The 15,600-nt window shown below is 67.4% G+C and carries 15 protein-coding genes; 5 read left to right on the top strand and 10 right to left on the bottom strand.

Annotated elements, in window-relative coordinates; genetic code table 11:
* Window positions 1–3 precede the first annotated feature (3 nt).
* From ABZ382_RS17410 to ABZ382_RS17435, 6 genes are all read right to left on the bottom strand, one after another.
* Window positions 4–1,029, bottom strand: coding sequence for an MCE family protein (locus ABZ382_RS17410; protein WP_357089726.1), 1,026 nt, complete (start codon window positions 1,027–1,029; stop codon window positions 4–6).
* Window positions 1,026–2,246 (bottom strand): MCE family protein, encoded by a 1,221-nt coding sequence (locus tag ABZ382_RS17415; protein ID WP_357089729.1) that lies wholly within the window; start codon window positions 2,244–2,246, stop codon window positions 1,026–1,028. The genes ABZ382_RS17410 and ABZ382_RS17415 overlap by 4 nt, the downstream gene beginning before the upstream one ends.
* 34 nt (window positions 2,247–2,280) lie before the next feature.
* Window positions 2,281–3,132 (bottom strand): ABC transporter permease, encoded by an 852-nt coding sequence (locus ABZ382_RS17420; RefSeq protein ID WP_357089732.1) that lies wholly within the window; start codon window positions 3,130–3,132, stop codon window positions 2,281–2,283.
* A gap of 4 nt (window positions 3,133–3,136) precedes the next feature.
* A complete protein-coding gene (locus ABZ382_RS17425; RefSeq protein WP_357089734.1) occupies window positions 3,137–3,901 on the bottom strand; it encodes an ABC transporter permease in 765 nt (254 codons plus the stop codon).
* A gap of 322 nt (window positions 3,902–4,223) precedes the next feature.
* The gene (locus ABZ382_RS17430) at window positions 4,224–5,126 is read right to left on the bottom strand and encodes a 3-oxoacyl-ACP reductase (RefSeq protein WP_357089737.1); all 903 of its coding nucleotides are present in this window, start codon (window positions 5,124–5,126) and stop codon (window positions 4,224–4,226) included.
* Between the two features lie 65 nt (window positions 5,127–5,191).
* Window positions 5,192–5,380 carry a ferredoxin gene (locus tag ABZ382_RS17435; RefSeq protein ID WP_213558270.1) on the bottom strand — a complete coding sequence of 63 codons (189 nt, stop codon included), beginning with the start codon at window positions 5,378–5,380 and terminating at the stop codon, window positions 5,192–5,194.
* Window positions 5,381–5,533: 153 nt separating this feature from the next.
* On the opposite strand from ABZ382_RS17435, the gene ABZ382_RS17440 reads away from it, so the two are divergent.
* Together ABZ382_RS17440 and ABZ382_RS17445 are read left to right on the top strand one after the other, a co-directional pair.
* Window positions 5,534–6,727 (top strand): acyl-CoA dehydrogenase family protein, encoded by a 1,194-nt coding sequence (locus ABZ382_RS17440; protein ID WP_357089741.1) that lies wholly within the window; start codon window positions 5,534–5,536, stop codon window positions 6,725–6,727.
* Between the two features lie 20 nt (window positions 6,728–6,747).
* Entirely contained in the window at window positions 6,748–7,872 is a 1,125-nt protein-coding gene (locus ABZ382_RS17445) for an acyl-CoA dehydrogenase family protein (protein ID WP_357089744.1), read from the top strand.
* 154 nt (window positions 7,873–8,026) lie between these two features.
* Here ABZ382_RS17445 and ABZ382_RS17450 read toward each other — a convergent pair whose 3' ends face one another.
* The gene (locus tag ABZ382_RS17450) at window positions 8,027–8,722 is read right to left on the bottom strand and encodes a maleylpyruvate isomerase family mycothiol-dependent enzyme (RefSeq protein ID WP_357089953.1); all 696 of its coding nucleotides are present in this window, start codon (window positions 8,720–8,722) and stop codon (window positions 8,027–8,029) included.
* A gap of 94 nt (window positions 8,723–8,816) precedes the next feature.
* Window positions 8,817–10,013, bottom strand: a complete 1,197-nt coding sequence (locus ABZ382_RS17455) for a nucleotide disphospho-sugar-binding domain-containing protein (protein ID WP_357089747.1) — start codon at window positions 10,011–10,013, stop codon at window positions 8,817–8,819.
* A 94-nt stretch (window positions 10,014–10,107) separates the two neighbouring features.
* On the opposite strand from ABZ382_RS17455, the gene ABZ382_RS17460 reads away from it, so the two are divergent.
* The 3 genes from ABZ382_RS17460 to ABZ382_RS17470 all read left to right on the top strand — a co-directional run bounded on the left by ABZ382_RS17460 (window position 10,108) and on the right by ABZ382_RS17470 (window position 12,500).
* Window positions 10,108–10,521 (top strand): VOC family protein, encoded by a 414-nt coding sequence (locus ABZ382_RS17460; protein WP_357089749.1) that lies wholly within the window; start codon window positions 10,108–10,110, stop codon window positions 10,519–10,521.
* Between the two features lie 3 nt (window positions 10,522–10,524).
* Window positions 10,525–11,343, top strand: a complete 819-nt coding sequence (locus ABZ382_RS17465) for a helix-turn-helix domain-containing protein (protein WP_357089751.1) — start codon at window positions 10,525–10,527, stop codon at window positions 11,341–11,343.
* Between the two features lie 215 nt (window positions 11,344–11,558).
* Complete coding sequence (locus ABZ382_RS17470) at window positions 11,559–12,500, top strand: AMP-binding protein (RefSeq protein WP_357089753.1); 942 nt, start codon at window positions 11,559–11,561, stop codon at window positions 12,498–12,500.
* Window positions 12,501–12,775: 275 nt separating this feature from the next.
* On the opposite strand, the gene ABZ382_RS17475 is transcribed toward ABZ382_RS17470, so the two are convergent.
* Window positions 12,776–13,771 carry a sigma-70 family RNA polymerase sigma factor gene (locus ABZ382_RS17475; protein ID WP_357089756.1) on the bottom strand — a complete coding sequence of 332 codons (996 nt, stop codon included), beginning with the start codon at window positions 13,769–13,771 and terminating at the stop codon, window positions 12,776–12,778.
* A gap of 112 nt (window positions 13,772–13,883) precedes the next feature.
* Window positions 13,884–15,533, bottom strand: coding sequence for an acyl-CoA synthetase (locus ABZ382_RS17480; protein ID WP_357089758.1), 1,650 nt, complete (start codon window positions 15,531–15,533; stop codon window positions 13,884–13,886).
* Window positions 15,534–15,600 lie beyond the last annotated feature (67 nt).

Here is a 15,600-nt window from a genome sequence, read left to right on the forward strand (position 1 = left end):
GACTTATCCACACCTCCCGTCGAACTGGCTGCCGGGCAGGGCGATACGCACGTCCTTGCCGTCGGCCCCGGTGAACATGATGTCCGTGCTGCAGGCATAGATATTCAAGAACGATCCGTACGCGCCGATGCGAGTCAGCTTCTTGTAGGTGTCGGGCAGCGCCGAGAGCACCGTCTGGAACTGATCGCGACTGTCGTCGAGGACCCCGGCCGCACGGCCCAATTGGTCCACCGTGTTCTTCAGGTCCGGCCGGACGGCCTTGAGCAGCTCGGTGAGATCACCGGTGGCTCCGGCGATCCGGGGCAGGGCCGCGCCGATCGGATCCTTGTCGGCGGCCAATCCGCTGACCAGGCGCTGCAATTCGTCCAGGGTGGCGCCGAAGGCCTGATCCCGCTGGTCGATGGTGGACAGCACGGTCTTGAGGTTCTCGATCACGCTGCCGATCAGGGCATCCCGCGAGGCGAGCGTCTTGCCGAAGTCGCCGCCGCTGTTCAGCAGCGAGACCAGGGTGCCGCCCTGGCCCTGGAAGACCTGCAGCAGGGCCTCGGTCAGATTGTTGACCTGGGTCGGATCCAGGCCGCGCAGCAACGGTTTGAACCCGCCCAGCAGCATGTCCAGATCCAGCGCGGGCTGGGATTGGTCCAGGCCGATGGTGCCGCCGGAACGGAGCGGGGTCGCCGTGCCGGGGCCGTCCAGCAACTCCAGATAGCGATCGCCGGTGAGGTTCTCGTAGCGGATCGCGGCCTTGGTGCTGGCGTAGAGCCGGTACTTGCGGTCCACATCGAAGTCGATGTGCGCCTTGTGGTCCTTGCCCACGTAGACGCGGCTCACCGAACCCACCGGTACGCCGGCGATGCGCACCTTCGCCCCGGGCAGCATGCCCGAGGACGAGGTGAACACCCCGTGATAACTGGTCTCGCGGGCGAACCGCATCTGGCTGAAGACGACCACCAGCAGCGCCAGGATCAGCAGCATGGCGACGCCGAAGACGCTGAGTTTGACCGTGGTGGCATGTGGTTTGAATTTCACTTCTTACCCACCCCAGGCAGCTGGTCGAAAAGGATCTCGAAGACGGACTTGGACGCGTGCGGCTTCGTATCCGGCGCCCAGATGTGTCCCTCCGAGGTATCGGTCATCAGGTAGTTGGCCTTCTGCCCGCCCGTCAGGTCGACGGTGTTCTCACAGTGCGGGCCGCCGGTGGCGTTCACCTTCGGCAGGTCCTCCGGGTACTGGTACGGCGTACCGCTGGGCATGAAGCTGGCGTCCATGGCGAAGGCCGGATACCGGCCGCCGATGAGCTCGTCCATGAGCGGCAGGTTCTGACCGAAGGTCATGATCGTGCAGTACAGCGCCGACCGGTACTCGAAGAGCAGATCCGTGGTGGGCCGCAACAGGTTCAGCGACTTGATCAGATCGTTCTCGCTCGGCTTCAGCACCGAGTTCGAGGTGTCGGCCAGCCCGATGAGGTTGGTCAGCAGGTCATCCACGCGAGCCTGCTCGTCGGTGATGGTCTTCCCGGTCACCTGCATGTTGTCGGTGACACGCAGCAGGTCCCCGACGGTGTCGGAGTAGGTGCCGGTCACCGAGGCGGTCTTGCGCAGGTCCTGCTGCAGCGTGGGCAGCGAGGGGTTGATCTGCTTGAGGAACTCGTCGCTGTCCGACAGCAGCAGGCCGAGCTTCTCGCCGCGACCCTGCAGGGCGGTGCCCAGCGCGGTCAGCGTGGCGTTCAGCTTCTCCGGCTGCACCTTGTTGAGCACATCGCTCAAATGCTGGAAGAGCGTGTTGAATTCGACGGTCACGCCCTCGGCCTGCACGACCGAACCGGCGTGCAGCGAACCCGACGGGCTCTGCGGCTCTACGAAGTTGATGTACTTCGCGCCGAACACGGTGGTGGAGTTGATGTCCACGGTCGCGTTGGCCGGCACCAGCTTCAGCTTGTCCGGATCCATGGCGAGTTCGATGCGAGCGCCCTCGGGCGTCTCGCTGATCGAGCTGACGCGGCCGATCTCGACGCCGCGGATCTTCACCTTGGCGTCGCGATCCATGACCAGACCCGCGCGCGGCGAATTGACCGTCACCTTCGCGGTTTCGGTGAATCCGCCGGAAAAGCTCACCAGGCAGAGCACGACGACGGCGACGAGCGCGAGCACGAGGCCGGCGCCGGCCAGCCGGATCACCCACCCCTGTTCGAGGTAGCGCTTCGGCGCCGGCTTCTGGACGAACGGTGAGCCGATCGGACTCGCCATTCCGCCTTGTTGTTGAACCATATTCGTCTCGCCCCTACCCGGAGAGATGGAAATTGCCGGAGGTGCCGTAGATGGCCAGCGACATCATCAGCGTCACCATGACGACTGCGATCAGCGAGGCCCGCACCGCATTACCTACCGCCACGCCGACGCCGACCGGTCCGCCCGCGGCGTGATAGCCGTAGTAGGTGTGGATCAGCATGACCGCCATGGCCATGAGGATCGCCTGGGCGAAGGACCAGAGGATGTCGCTGGGGATCAGGAAGGTCGAGAAGTAGTGGTCGTACACACCGGCCGACTGGCCGTAGATCACCACGGTCGCGAAGCGCGAGGCGAGGAACGAGGCGATGACCGCCAGTGAGTACAACGGGATGATGGCGAGGATGCCCGCCAGCATGCGGGTGCCCACCAGGAAGGGCACCGGCCGGATGGCCATCACCTCGAGGGCGTCGATCTCTTCGGAGACGCGCATGGCCCCCAATTGTGCCGTGGTACCCGCGCCCAGCGTCGCCGCCAGGCCGATGCCCGAAATAACCGGCGCCGCAATGCGAACGTTGATGAACGCCGCGAAGAAGCCGGTCAGGGCCTCGACGCCGATATTGCCGAGCGAGCTGTAGCCCTGCACGGCGATGGTGCCACCGGCCGCCAGGGTCAGGAAGCCGACGATCACGACGGTGCCGCCGATGACCGCGAGAGCGCCGGTGCCCATGGAGATCTCGGCGATCAGCCGGATGGTCTCGGTGCGGTAGTGCACCAGCGCCTTGGGCACCGACGCGATCGAGCGCGCGTAGAACACCGCGTGCTTGCCGACCGAGTCGAGCGCCTCGGTGAAGCGCTGAAAGCGCCGGGTCACCTTGGGAAAACGAGACTGGATTACGAAAGCCACTTGATCACCGAGCCGCGAACTTGATGCTGATGGCGGTCATCACGACATTGATGACGAACAGCGCCATGAAGGCGAACACCACCGTCTGGTTGACGGCGTCGCCGACACTCTTGGGTCCACCCTTGACGTTCAGGCCCAGGTAACAGGCGACCAGTCCGGCGACGAGACCGAACAGCATGGCCTTCACCTCGGAGATCACGAGCTCCGGGAGGTGGGTCAGCAGCGTGATGCCGTTGACGAAGGCGCCCGGGTTCACGCCCTGCAGATAGACCGAGAACACGAAGCCGCCCAGGATGCCGATCGCCGACACCAGGCCGTTGAGCAGGAAGGCCACGAACATCGAGGCCAGCACGCGCGGAACCACCAGGCGCTGAATGGGATCGATGCCGAGCACCTTCATCGCGTCGATCTCTTCGCGGATGGTGCGAGCGCCGAGGTCGGCGCAGATGGCCGTCGCGCCCGCGCCGGCCACGATGAGCACGGTGACCATCGGGCCGATCTGGGTGATCGCGCCGAAGGCCGCACCCGCGCCCGAAAGGTCGGCCGCGCCGATCTCGCGCAAAAGAATGTTGAGCGTGAAGACCACGAGCACGGTGAACGGAATCGCCACCATCAGCGTGGGAAACATGGAGACCCTGGCGATGAACCAGGACTGATCGATGAATTCCCGTCGCTGGAACGGGGGCCGTACTGCAGCGCGAGCGACCGCGCCGGCGAGTTCGAAGAACCCTCCGACCGCCCGCAGCGGTACGGCAAGGACTTCATTCATTCCCGCTATTCCTCCTGCCCCTGCCTAGCGATAGCACCGAAATCTGAATGTGATCTCGGTCCCGCCGAAGATTAGAACACGTTCTCATACGGTTCGGGAAGGTTTCCAATGCTTTGAACAGGCCCTCTTTCTGAACTGGTGTCCAGTTTCAAGAACATGTTCAGGTGAGCCTAACCGTCAGAGGTATGCCGCATTGTGAGGCGACACACATAGTTGATCCCCATTCCTACCAATGATCGATCTCGCGATCAACCGCGGGGTCGGGGGCCGGGTCTGTCAAGCGGACACGCGGCCCCCGAGCGGGGGAATCGAGGTGAAAACCTCAGCCCAGATCCTTCAAAGAAGAGGCCGAGAAAGTGGCGCCCGAAGCGCGGTCGGCGAAGTAGCCGCCGAGGGTCGCGGCCAGGCCCTCACGGGTGAACTCGCCCTCGGCGTCGAAGCGCTGCTCGACGACGGGGGCCGCCATCAGGGCCACCATCGGGCCGTAGACGACGAACAGCTGGCCGGTGATCTTCTCGGCCGCCGGGGAGGCCAGGAAGGCCACCAGGCGCGCGACGTGATCGGGCGACAGCGGGTCCGGGCCCTGCTCGGGAGCCGCGGAGAAGACGTTCTCGGTCATGGCGGTCCGCGCGCGCGGCGCGATCGCGTTGGCGCGCACGCCGACCTGCTCCAGGGCACGGGCCGCGGACAGGGTCAGCGCGGTGATACCGGCCTTGGCCGCACCGTAGTTCGCCTGACCGGCGGGGCCGAGCAGACCGGCCTCGGAGGAGGTGTTGATGATGCGCCCGTAGACGGGGGCACCGGTCTCCTTGAACTTGGCACGCCAGTAGGCGGCCGCGTTGCGGGTCAGCAGGAAGTGCCCGCGCAGGTGCACGGCGACGACCGCGTCGAAGTCCTCGTCGGACATGTTGAACAACATCTTGTCCCGGGTGATCCCGGCATTGTTGACCACGATGTCCAGGCCACCGAGGGACTCCTCGGCGGTACGGATGATGGCATCGGCGGTGGACCGCTCGGCAATGCTGCCGCCGACGAACTCCGCCTTCACACCCAGCGCCCGGATATCGGCGAGGGTTGCGCTGACCGCGTCGTTCTCGGCAAGGTCGTTGACAATGATCGACGCGCCCGCGCGGGCCAGCTCGAGGGCTTCGGCCCGGCCGAGCCCGGCGCCGGCACCGGTAACGACGGCAACCCGGCCGGAAAGACTCACATCAGATTCGCTCACGACGGCGACTCTAGAACGTGTTCCACCCGCCGGGCAAGGACCGGCCCCGGCGGGCGGGGCTGGCCTCAGACCAGCTTCAGCGCAGCCTTGGGGCACTGCGCCACGGACGACTCGATGTCCTTGCGGTTGTCCTCGGTGACCGCGACCTCGTTGACGTGCAAGTTGTCGTCGTCATCGAGATCGAACACGTCAGGGGCGATTCCAACGCAGATCCCGTTCGCTTCGCACTGATCGAAATCGACGATGACCTTCATAGTTCTCTCCTTCAACACAGGTTCTGTTCGAGCCTAACAAGCAGACCCCCGCCCAGAACAGCAAAGTAGCCCTAACCGGAACCAATACTGGAACATGTTTCACTCGCGTGCGATGATCGGCAGAACCGAGAAACGAAGGCTAGAGGTACTGCTATGCGTATCGCCTACACGCCGCAACAGGAACAGCTGCGTGCCGAGCTGCGTGACTATTTCACCAAGCTCATCACTCCCGAACGGCGGCAAGCGCTTTCGGCCCAGACCGGAGAGTACGGCGAGGGCAATGTCTACCGCGAGGTCGTCGAGGAGATGGGCCGCGACGGCTGGCTCGCCCTGGGCTGGCCCAAGGAGTACGGCGGCCAGGACCGGTCCACCATGGATCAGCTGATCTTCACCGACGAGGCCGCCATCGCCGGCGCCCCGGTGCCGTTCCTGACCATCAACTCGGTCGCGCCGACCATCATGCACTACGGCACCGAAGAGCAGAAGAAGTTCTTCCTGCCCAAGATCGCCGCCGGTCAGCTGCACTTCGCCATCGGCTATTCGGAGCCCGGCGCCGGTACCGACCTGGCCTCGCTGCGCACCTCCGCGGTCCGCGACGGCGACGACTGGATCATCAACGGCCAGAAGATGTGGACCTCCCTCATCGCCTACGCCGACTACGTGTGGCTGGCCGCGCGCACCGACCCGAATGCCAAGAAGCACAAGGGCATCTCGATGTTCATCATGCCGACCGACGCCGAGGGCTTCTCCTGGACGCCCGTGCACACCATGGCCGGTCCGGACACCTCCGCCACCTACTACCAGGACGTGCGGGTCAAGCACTCCGACATGGTGGGCCCGGAGAACGGCGGCTGGGCGCTGGTCACCAACCAGCTCAACCACGAGCGCGTCGCGCTGACCTCCTCCGCGCCGCTGGCGCTGGCCGTCGCCCAGGTCAGCGAGTGGGCGCGCAACACCAAGACCGCCAACGGCCAGCGCGTCATCGACCAGGAATGGGTGCAGATCTCGCTGGCCCGCATCCACGCCAAGGTCGAATACCTGAAGCTGACCAACTGGGAGATCGCCTCGCGCGCCGACCAGGGCGGCGACGCCGCGCCGCGGCCGTGGGACGCCTCCGCCACCAAGGTGTACGGCACCGAACTGGCCACCGAGGCCTACCGGGCGCTGATGGAGATCCTCGGCCCGCAGGCCTACCTGCGCCAGGACTCGGCCGGCTCGCAGCTGCGCGGCCGCCTCGAGCGCATGCACCGCGCCTGCCTGATCCTCACCTTCGGCGGCGGCACCAACGAGGTGCAGCGCGACATCATCGCCATGACCGCCCTCAAGCAGCCCGCCGCCGCGCGCTAACCGAAACCAAGGTACCCATCATGGATTTCACCCTCACCGAGGCGCAGCAGGATCTGGCCCGCCTCACCGCCGAGGTCACCGGCAAGCTGGTCACCGCCGACCGGCTGCGTGAGCTCGACAAGAACACCGACGCCGACGGCAACCGCACCGTGCGCTTCGACGCCGGCCTGTGGGGCTCGCTCGCCGAGACCGGCGTGCTGGCCGCGGCCCTGCCGGAGAGCGTGGGCGGCAGCGACTTCGGCGTGCTCGAGCAGACCGCCATCCTGCGCGAGATCGGCAAGTCCGTTGCCCCCGTGCCCTACCTGTGGTCGATCGTGCTCGGCGCGGGCGCGCTGGCGCAGTTCGGTTCCGCCGCCCAGCGCGAGCTGGCCGCCCAGGCCGCGACCGGCGAGATCATCCTCACCGCCGCGCTGAGCGAGGAGCGCAACTGGGAGCCGGCCAAGCCCGTCACCACCGCCATCGCGGGCGACGGCTGGCAGCTCACCGGCCTCAAGACCACCGTGCCCTTCGCCCGCCAGGCGGCACGAATCCTGGTGTCCGCCAGCGTCGACGGCGCGCCCGCCGTCTTCCTGGTCGACCCGGCGCACGCCTCGGTGCGCATCGAGGACCAGATCGTCACCGACCGCTCCCCCGAGGCCGAGGTCGAATTCGCCGGCACCCCCGCCGAACTGGTGGGCACCCTCGAACAGGGCGGCGAGATCCTGACCTGGCTGCTGGAGCGGGCCTGGCTCGGCCTGGCCGCCACCCAGCTCGGTGTGGTCGAGAAGGGCCTGGAACTGGTCGCCGACTACGCCCGCGAGCGCGAGCAGTTCAACCGCAAGATCGGTAGCTTCCAGGCCGTGGCCCAGCGCCTCGCCGACGGCTACATCGACGTGCAGGGCGTGCGCCTGGCCGTGCAGCAGGCGGCCTGGCGGATCGCCGAGGGCCTGCCCGCCACCGCCGAGGTGCACACCGCCAAGTTCTGGGCCGCCGACGCCGGACACCGCGTCGCCCACACCGTGGTGCACGTGCACGGCGGCGTCGGCATCGACCGCGACCACATCGTGAACCAGTACTTCACGGCGGCCAAGCACAACGAGTTCGCACTCGGCGGCGCGACCGATCACCTGCGCGCCCTGGGCTCCCTGCTCGCCGACGCGCAGTAGGAACGCACAACTCCCACGGCCCGGTTGGGCCTGGAGACTCGGCCGACCCTGCAAACGCGGCCGACGGCGAGGCGGTGGCTCCCATACCGGCCACTGCCTCGCCGTTTTCGTGTCACCACCTGGCCGTTCCACGTGCCGGGAACGATGGACGCGGTCACGGCACCAGCGGACCCGCCAGGACCTGCTTGCCCGCCGCCCAGTTCCCCTGCCAGCTCAGCGCGGCGTCGTCGAGCTCCTTGCGCGCCCACAGCGCCAGCAGCAGATCCGACGCGGTGCCGGACAGTTCGGCCGCCGGCGCGCCCGGGCCGTAGGTCCAGCTGTCGCCGGTGTCGGTGGCGCGCACGCTGATCGCCGCGGTCGGCTCGCTCGCCAGGCCGCGCTTGATCATGCGGGGCGCGAACAGTTCGAACACCTCGGTCACGCCGTCGGAGGCGAGCGCCGGATCGAACGCCTCGGCCGTGCCCAGCGCGTCCTGGCCGTCCCACAGGTGCATGAGGGTTTCCTGCGCGCGGCGGCGCTGCCAGAAGCCGACCTTGCGCGGCATCTGCGAGGTGAAGGTCCAGGCCGGAGTCTCGGGATCGACCGACAGCGCGTCGATCATCGCCTTCGCCGTGCCGTCGTACCAGGTCCGCAGCCCCACCACGTCCTTGGGCGCGGGCTCGCCCTGGAAGTCCCCCCGCTGCTCCAGGACCGCCGCGGTCACCCACAGATTCCCCTGACCGACATGGTCGACCAGGTCGTAGAAGGTCCAGTCGCCGCAGGACGGGACGGGCGCGGACAGCTCGACCTCCGGCGTGATCAGTTCGCCGAACTCGTACAACTTCTCGCGCACAACGGCCAGGAAATCCATGCGGCTCACGCTAAACAGAGAAACCGCAGCGTGCCAGCCATATCCGGCCGGTGGCACGCGAAATTCGGCCAAACCTCCGGTGTCGCGCGGATGCTCAGGACTCGAGTTCGCGCACCGAGAAGACCCGCTCCCCCACCTGTTCGGGGTGTTCGGGCGACGGTTCCAGCTCACGCAGCAGCGCATCGCCGCGCGCGTCGCGGCGGATGGCGCGGCCCAGCTCGGCGGCCGCGCGATAGTGGGCCGGGGTACGCAGGGTATGGCGGACAGCCCGGGCGATACGCTGCGGAGTGGCGGTGCGCGGCAGGACGATTCCGGCGTCGTGACCGCGGACGCGGGCGGCGTTGTCGGCATTGTCGCGGCCGTGCGGGAGGACCACGACCGGTAGGTCGGCGGCGAAGGATTTCATCAGTGTGCCGTGACCGCCGTGGGTGACGACCAGGCTGGCGTGGCGCATGAGGTCGCGGTGCGGGGCGTCGCGCAGGACCGACACATTGCGGGGCACACGGAGTTCGGCGGGATCGATCGCCGGTCCCGTGGTGATGACGCCGCGCACGGGTAGCTGACCCAGGGCCTCGGAAATCCTTTGCAGGCAGTCGGTTTGATGCTGGAACGTGGTCGACAGCGCGACCAGGACCAGCGGATCGCCGCCGTCGGTCTGGGTCCAGGTGGTGTCGGCGACCCAGTCGGGTTCGTCGAGGATGGGGCCGACCCAGCGCACCCCGTCGGGTCCCTGACCCGGGAAATCGAAAGCGGCACTGGACAAGACGAGCTGGCGGCGGGCCAGTCGCGCCTGATCCTGGTAGTGCGCCAGACGTTCCAGCCCGAAATCCGACCGCAAGGCGTTGAGCCTGGGTAGCAGTTCCTCGTCCCACCGCCGCTGCACCAGCGAACCGACCAAGCGGTCACGTAGCCGTCCGACCGGTCCGTGCGCGGGCGTGAAGCCGGTGCCGGGCGGCGGACCACCCTCCACGGGTAGCGGATAGACACCCGGGATCAACACCGAGAACGGCGTCTCACAGGCCTGCGCGGCGACCATGGCACCGAAGGCGAAGAAGGAGGCCAGCACCAGGTCGGGCCGATTCGCGTCGATCTCGTCGGCGGTGTCGCGCGCGAACCCGGCACCGGCCCGGGGACGCAGCCGCGCGCCCGTCGCGGCCACCGCCTCGGCCAGCGACTCCTCCGCCAGCACCGTCACCCGATGGCCCCGGCGCACCAGCCGCCGCACCACCCCCAGCTCCGGCGGAACCGTTCCCCCGCTGCCGGTGAGGGCGATCAGATAGCTGTAGCTCATCGGGCACCTCCACCGGCAACTCTCGCACGACCGATGAGTTTCCCGCACCCGCTTCGTCCTCATCAGTACATCGAATGAGAGGGAACGCGCCACCATGCCGAGCAAGATGATCTTCATCAATCTGCCCGTCGCCGACCTGGACCGGTCCAAGCGCTTCTACGAGTCCATCGGCTGGAAGGTGAATCAGGATTTCACCGACGGCAATGCCGCCTGCATCGTGGTCGACGACAACATCTGCGTCATGCTGCTGACCCACGAGTTCTTCACCACCTTCGGCCGCCGCCCACTGGGCGACACCCGCGGCACCGTCGGCAGTGTCTACGCGCTCGCCCTGGGCAGCAACCAGGAGGTCGACGCGCTGGTGGAGGCCGCCCTCGCCGCGGGCGGCCAGGAGGAGGTCAGCGCGGACCGGCGGGCCCAGGAAGCCGAGGTCGGCATGTACGGCCGCACCTTCCTCGACCCCGACGGCCATCAGTGGGAGCCGTTCTACATGGCATATCCTGTCTGATCGATGCGCGCCGATAGTCCCGAGTCCGAAGGTCCCCACGGGATATCACTGGGCGCGTACCTCAAACGGGAACGACTCCGCCGCGGCATGACTCAGCGCGCGGTCGCCGAGGCGCTGCACATGTCCCGCAGCGGCTACGAGAAGATCGAGAACGGCCAGCGCCTCCCGCATCCCAGCATGCTCAACGCGCTGGCCGCGCTCTTCGAGATCCCGGTGAACCGGCGGCGGGTGCTGTGGTCCATCGCCACCGGCGACGACCTGTCGGTATCGGCCGCCGCCGGGGGCTCGGTGACCGACGGCATGCTGACCTTCATGCGCAATCTGCGCGGCCCGGCCTCGCTGCACCAGGTGCCCGAGAGCAACATCCTCGCCGCCAATGCCGTTGCGGTCCGGCTGTTCCCGTGGTTGGACCCGCGGCTCGGGTCCCGGGACCGGCCGCTCAATGTCATCATCGCCACGATGAACGACCCGCGCGCCGGCCGATACCTGGTCAACTGGGTCGATTTCGTCCACCGCCTGGTCTTCGGCCTGACCGAGTACTCGCTCGCCAACACCCCCGCCGACCGGGTCCGCGAGATCCGCGAAGCCTGCCGGGCCAGCCCCGAGTTCGACCGGATCTGGAACACCCCGTGCCCGCCCGCCGTACTCGCCGACGACACCGTCCTGCTCCGCGACCCCGACACCGGCGCCGTCACCGAGTATCAGATCGACTGTCTGCGCTGGGCTTTCCCGCACCGCGACGCGGAGCTGTTCACGCTGTCTCCGCGCGGCATCGACCCCGCCACCGCGGATCCGGACACCTCGGACATCATCCTCTGGTGATCCGCAAATCCGCGAGCCACCCAATGCGGGTGACTTCTTGATCTTGATATGGAACGGCCGGGCGGCGAGGGTAGGAGAGCCGCGGGCCGGGTTCATGTCTACACATCTGGACAGGAGGGGATCGGCCCGCGGAACACCCCCGCGCGCCCGGGCCTGACAGCTTCCTGCCAACCGATGAACCGGCGCTCCACCCTCGCGAAAACCAGGGTGAGCCCATGGCTTTCACTGTTGCAGACCTGTTCGAGCACGCGGTCGACGCGGTCCCGGAGCGGACCGCCCTCATCTGCGAGGACCGGCGACTCACCTATCGCGAACTCGACGACCGCGCCAACCGGCTCGCCCACCACCTGTCCGCCCGCGGCATCGGCTCCGGCGACCACGTCGGCGTCTACTCACGCAATTCCATCGAAGCTCTGGAAACGATGCTCGCGACCTACAAACTGCGCGCCGTATCGGTGAGCGTGAATTATCGGTACGTTGCCGACGAGGTGCGCTACCTCGTCGGCAACGCGGATTTGAAAGCAATTGTCCACGAAGCGAAATTCGGGGAGATCATTTCCGAGGTTCGGGAATCCGCGCCCGGCCCCACCGAAACCCTCGCCATCGGACCCGATTACGACGACGCCCTGGCCGCCCACTCCCCCGACCGGGATTTCGGTCCCCGCAGCGGCGACGATCTGTACATCCTCTACACGGGCGGCACCACCGGCCTGCCCAAGGGCGTCATGTGGCGGCACGAGGACGTCTGGCGGGCGCTCGGCGGCGGCATCAACCATGTCACCGGCGAATACGTCCCGGACGAATGGGCATTGGCAGCCGATGCCCGGTCCGCGCCCGAGGGCATCGTGATGGCCCCACTGTCTCCGCTCATCCACGGCGCGGCCCAGTGGGCGACGTTCCTCGCCCTGAACTCGGGCGGCACCGTGGTTTTCGTGCCGCGGTTCGACGCCGACGAGGTCTGGCGGGTGGTGGAGAAGCACCGGGTCAATGTGCTGACCGTGGTCGGCGACGCCATGGCCAAGCCGCTACTCGAGGCGTATCACGCGGGACGGTACGAGGTTCCGTCCCTGTGGGCGTTCAGCAGCCACGCCGCACTGTTCTCGCACTCGCTCAAACAGCGCATTACAGAACTCGGTATCGGTGACCCGGATCCGTGAGCCGAGGGTGAACTGCCGCAGCACCGACTGCCGTCCCCGGCTGCTCACGTACGCGGCCGACAGCAGCACCCGCACCTGTTTGCCGGCCTCGTGCAACTGCCGGAAAACCGTGTCCTCCGAGCGGTATTCGGTCTCCGGCCGCACCGGGCGGGCGATGGCCATGACCGCCTCGCGCCGTGCCCCCACCAGCATGCGGCGCAGGTTCTGCGCCCACCGCTCGTCCGCGTGCAACTCGACCGTCATGCGCCCCTCCCCGGACTCCCGTGGCGGAGAGCCTAGTTCGGGCGTAGCTCCATGGGGAGGCCGAAGAGGGGGAACAGCTTCTCGGTGTCGAGGAAGAAGGTGAGGCCGGAGATGCGGTCGCCGGAGAGTTCCAGCGTGGTGATGGACCACGGGATCCAGACGCCGGGCTCGTCGCCGGGCTTGTAGTGGCCGAAGGCGGGCAGGCCGTTCGCGCCCTCCAGCGGCACCATGCGGGAATCGCGGCAGGCCTGGCCGGTGCCGAGCATGAAGGCGGCCACGTTCTCGGGGCCGGACACCCACAGCGAGAACGGCGGCATGGACAGGGCCACATCGGCTTTCAGCAGCTCGGTCAGGGCGCTCATGTCGTAGGCCTCGAAGGCCTTCACGAAGTCGTCGACCAGTTTGCGCTGCTGCTCGTTGCGCTCGTCGAAGGGATCGGAGACGGTGGCGGTCTCCTGCACCTTCGACATGGTGGCGCGGGCGCGCTGCAGGGCGCTGTTCACCGAGGCGGGCGAGACGTTCAGCATGTCCGCGGTCTCACCGGCGGAGAAGCGGAGCACCTCACGCATGATGAGGATGGCGCGCTGACTGGCGGGCAGGTGCTGCACGGCGGCGACGAAGGCCAGGCGCAGGGTGTCCTTGGTGCTGGCGGCCTCGGCGGGGTCGGCGCCGAAGGCGAGCGCGTTCGGAATCGGTTCCACCCACACGTAATCCGGCTCCGGCGCGGGCAACTGCGAATCGGGTGTGGAGGGTCCGTTGAGGTCCATGGGCCGGGCCCGGCGCTGCGGGCCGTCCAGCATGTCCAGACAGACATTGGTGGCGATCTTGTACAGCCAGGAGCGAACGCTGGCCCGGCCCTCGAACGAGTCGTAGGACTTCCAGGCCCGCGTGAAGGTCTCCTGCACCGCGTCCTCGGCCTCGAACGAGGATCCGAGCATTCGATAGGCGTAGGCGCACAGTTCGCGCCGATGGCCCTCGAAAGACCGCAGTACATCATCCGATACGGTGCCGCCCACCTGCTCGCTCATGCCAGACAGCCTGACACAGCCCACCGACAACAAACACCCATCGGAAACAACCTGTGCCCGCCCGCAGAATGCGGGCGGGCACAGTGAACCCACAACAAACTTCGAGGCCGAGCTACTTGGTGCTGGGCGCCTGGGCGTGGTTGTCGGCCTCGCGGGCCTCGGTCTGCGCCTTGGCCCACTTGTAGTCCGGCTTGCCGGCGGGCGAGCGCTTGATCTCGTCCACGTACCACAGGCTGCGCGGCATCTTGTAGGAGGAGATCTCCTTGACCAGGGTGGGACGCAGTTCCTCGAGGGTCGGGCGGGCGCCTTCGGTGCACTGCACGACCGCGACGACGCGGTGGCCCCAGCGCTCGTCGGGCACGCCCACGACCAGCGCGTCGAAGACGTCCGGGTGCGCCTTGAGCGCGCCCTCGACCTCTTCGGGGAAGATCTTCTCGCCGCCGGAGTTGATGGACACCGAACCACGGCCGAGCATGGTGACGGTGCCGTCCTCCTCCACCCGGGCGAAGTCGCCGGGGATGGAGTAGCGGACGCCGTTGAAGGTCTTGAAGGTCTCGGCGGTCTTCACCGGGTCGTTGTAGTAACCCAGCGGGATGTTGCCGGTGCGCGCGAGCAGGCCGACCTGGCCGGTGCCGGCGACGACCTCGTTGCCTTCCTCGTCGATGACCTTGGTGGACCCGTCGATCTTCACCCGCGGGCCGCCGGTGTGGGTCGCGCCCTTGGTGGCCACGGCCAGACCGCCGAAGCCGGTCTCGGAGGCGCCGATGGAGTCGGTGATCAGCGCGTTCGGGAACTTCTCGATGAACTGGTCCTTCAGCGCCGGCGAGAACAGCGCGGCGCTGCTGGCCAGCACCCACATGCTCGAATGCTGGTACGGCTCACCGGTTTCCTGGTTGCCCTGGGCCAGCGCGTCGAGCAGCGGGCGAGCCATGGCGTCGCCGACGATGAAGATCATGTTGACGCCGTGGCGCTCCACGGCCCGCCACACGCCGTGCCCGCTGAACTCGGGCAGCATGACGGCGGTGCCGCCGTCGAACAGGCTGTGCAGGGTGGCGGTGAACGCGCCGCCGTGGATCAGCGGCGGGATCGGGTAGCGCACCATGGGCGCGTTGCCGCTGGCGCCGCCCTTGGCCTGCTCCCACTCGTCCTCGATGAAGACGCCGGTGTAGAAGTTGATGCCGCCGCCGAGGACGCGCCACCAGTCCTCCTGGCGCCACATGACGCCCTTGGGCATGCCGGTGGTGCCGCCGGTGTAGATCATCATGATGTCGTCGGAGGAGCGCTCGTCGAAGTCGCGCTCGCCGTGCGAGCCGGCCAGCACCGCTTCGTATTCGCCCGCGCCGGGGGGCAGCGGCAGGTCGGTGCCGTCCTCGACGGTGACGACCGACTTGATCTTCGGCGTGTTCGGCAGCACGTTGGCCACCTTGTCGGAATAGCGACGCTCGTGCAGCAGCGCGACCATGTCCGAGTTCTCGAAGATGTACTGCAACTCGTTCTCAACGTAGCGGTAGTTCACGTTGATCATGACTGCCCGCGCCTTGAAGATGGCCACCATGGCCTCGACGGCCTCGATGGTGTTGCGCGAGTAGACGCCGACCTTGTCACCCGGCTGCACTCCCTGTTCCTGCAGGTAGTGCGCCAGCCGGTTGGCACGGTCCTCCAGCTCGGCGTAGGTGACCGAGCGGGCGTCGTCAACCAGCGCGACACGTTCCGGCATGAGGTCGATGGTGTGCTCGACAAGGTCCGCAATGTTGTAGCTCACAGGGACCAAAATAGAACGTGTTCTTGTGTGTGACAAGCCACTGTTTTCGCTCACGTCCCGCTGAGCG

It is taken from the genome of Nocardia sp. NPDC005825, assembly GCF_040630175.1.
Lineage (GTDB): Bacteria > Actinomycetota > Actinomycetes > Mycobacteriales > Mycobacteriaceae > Nocardia.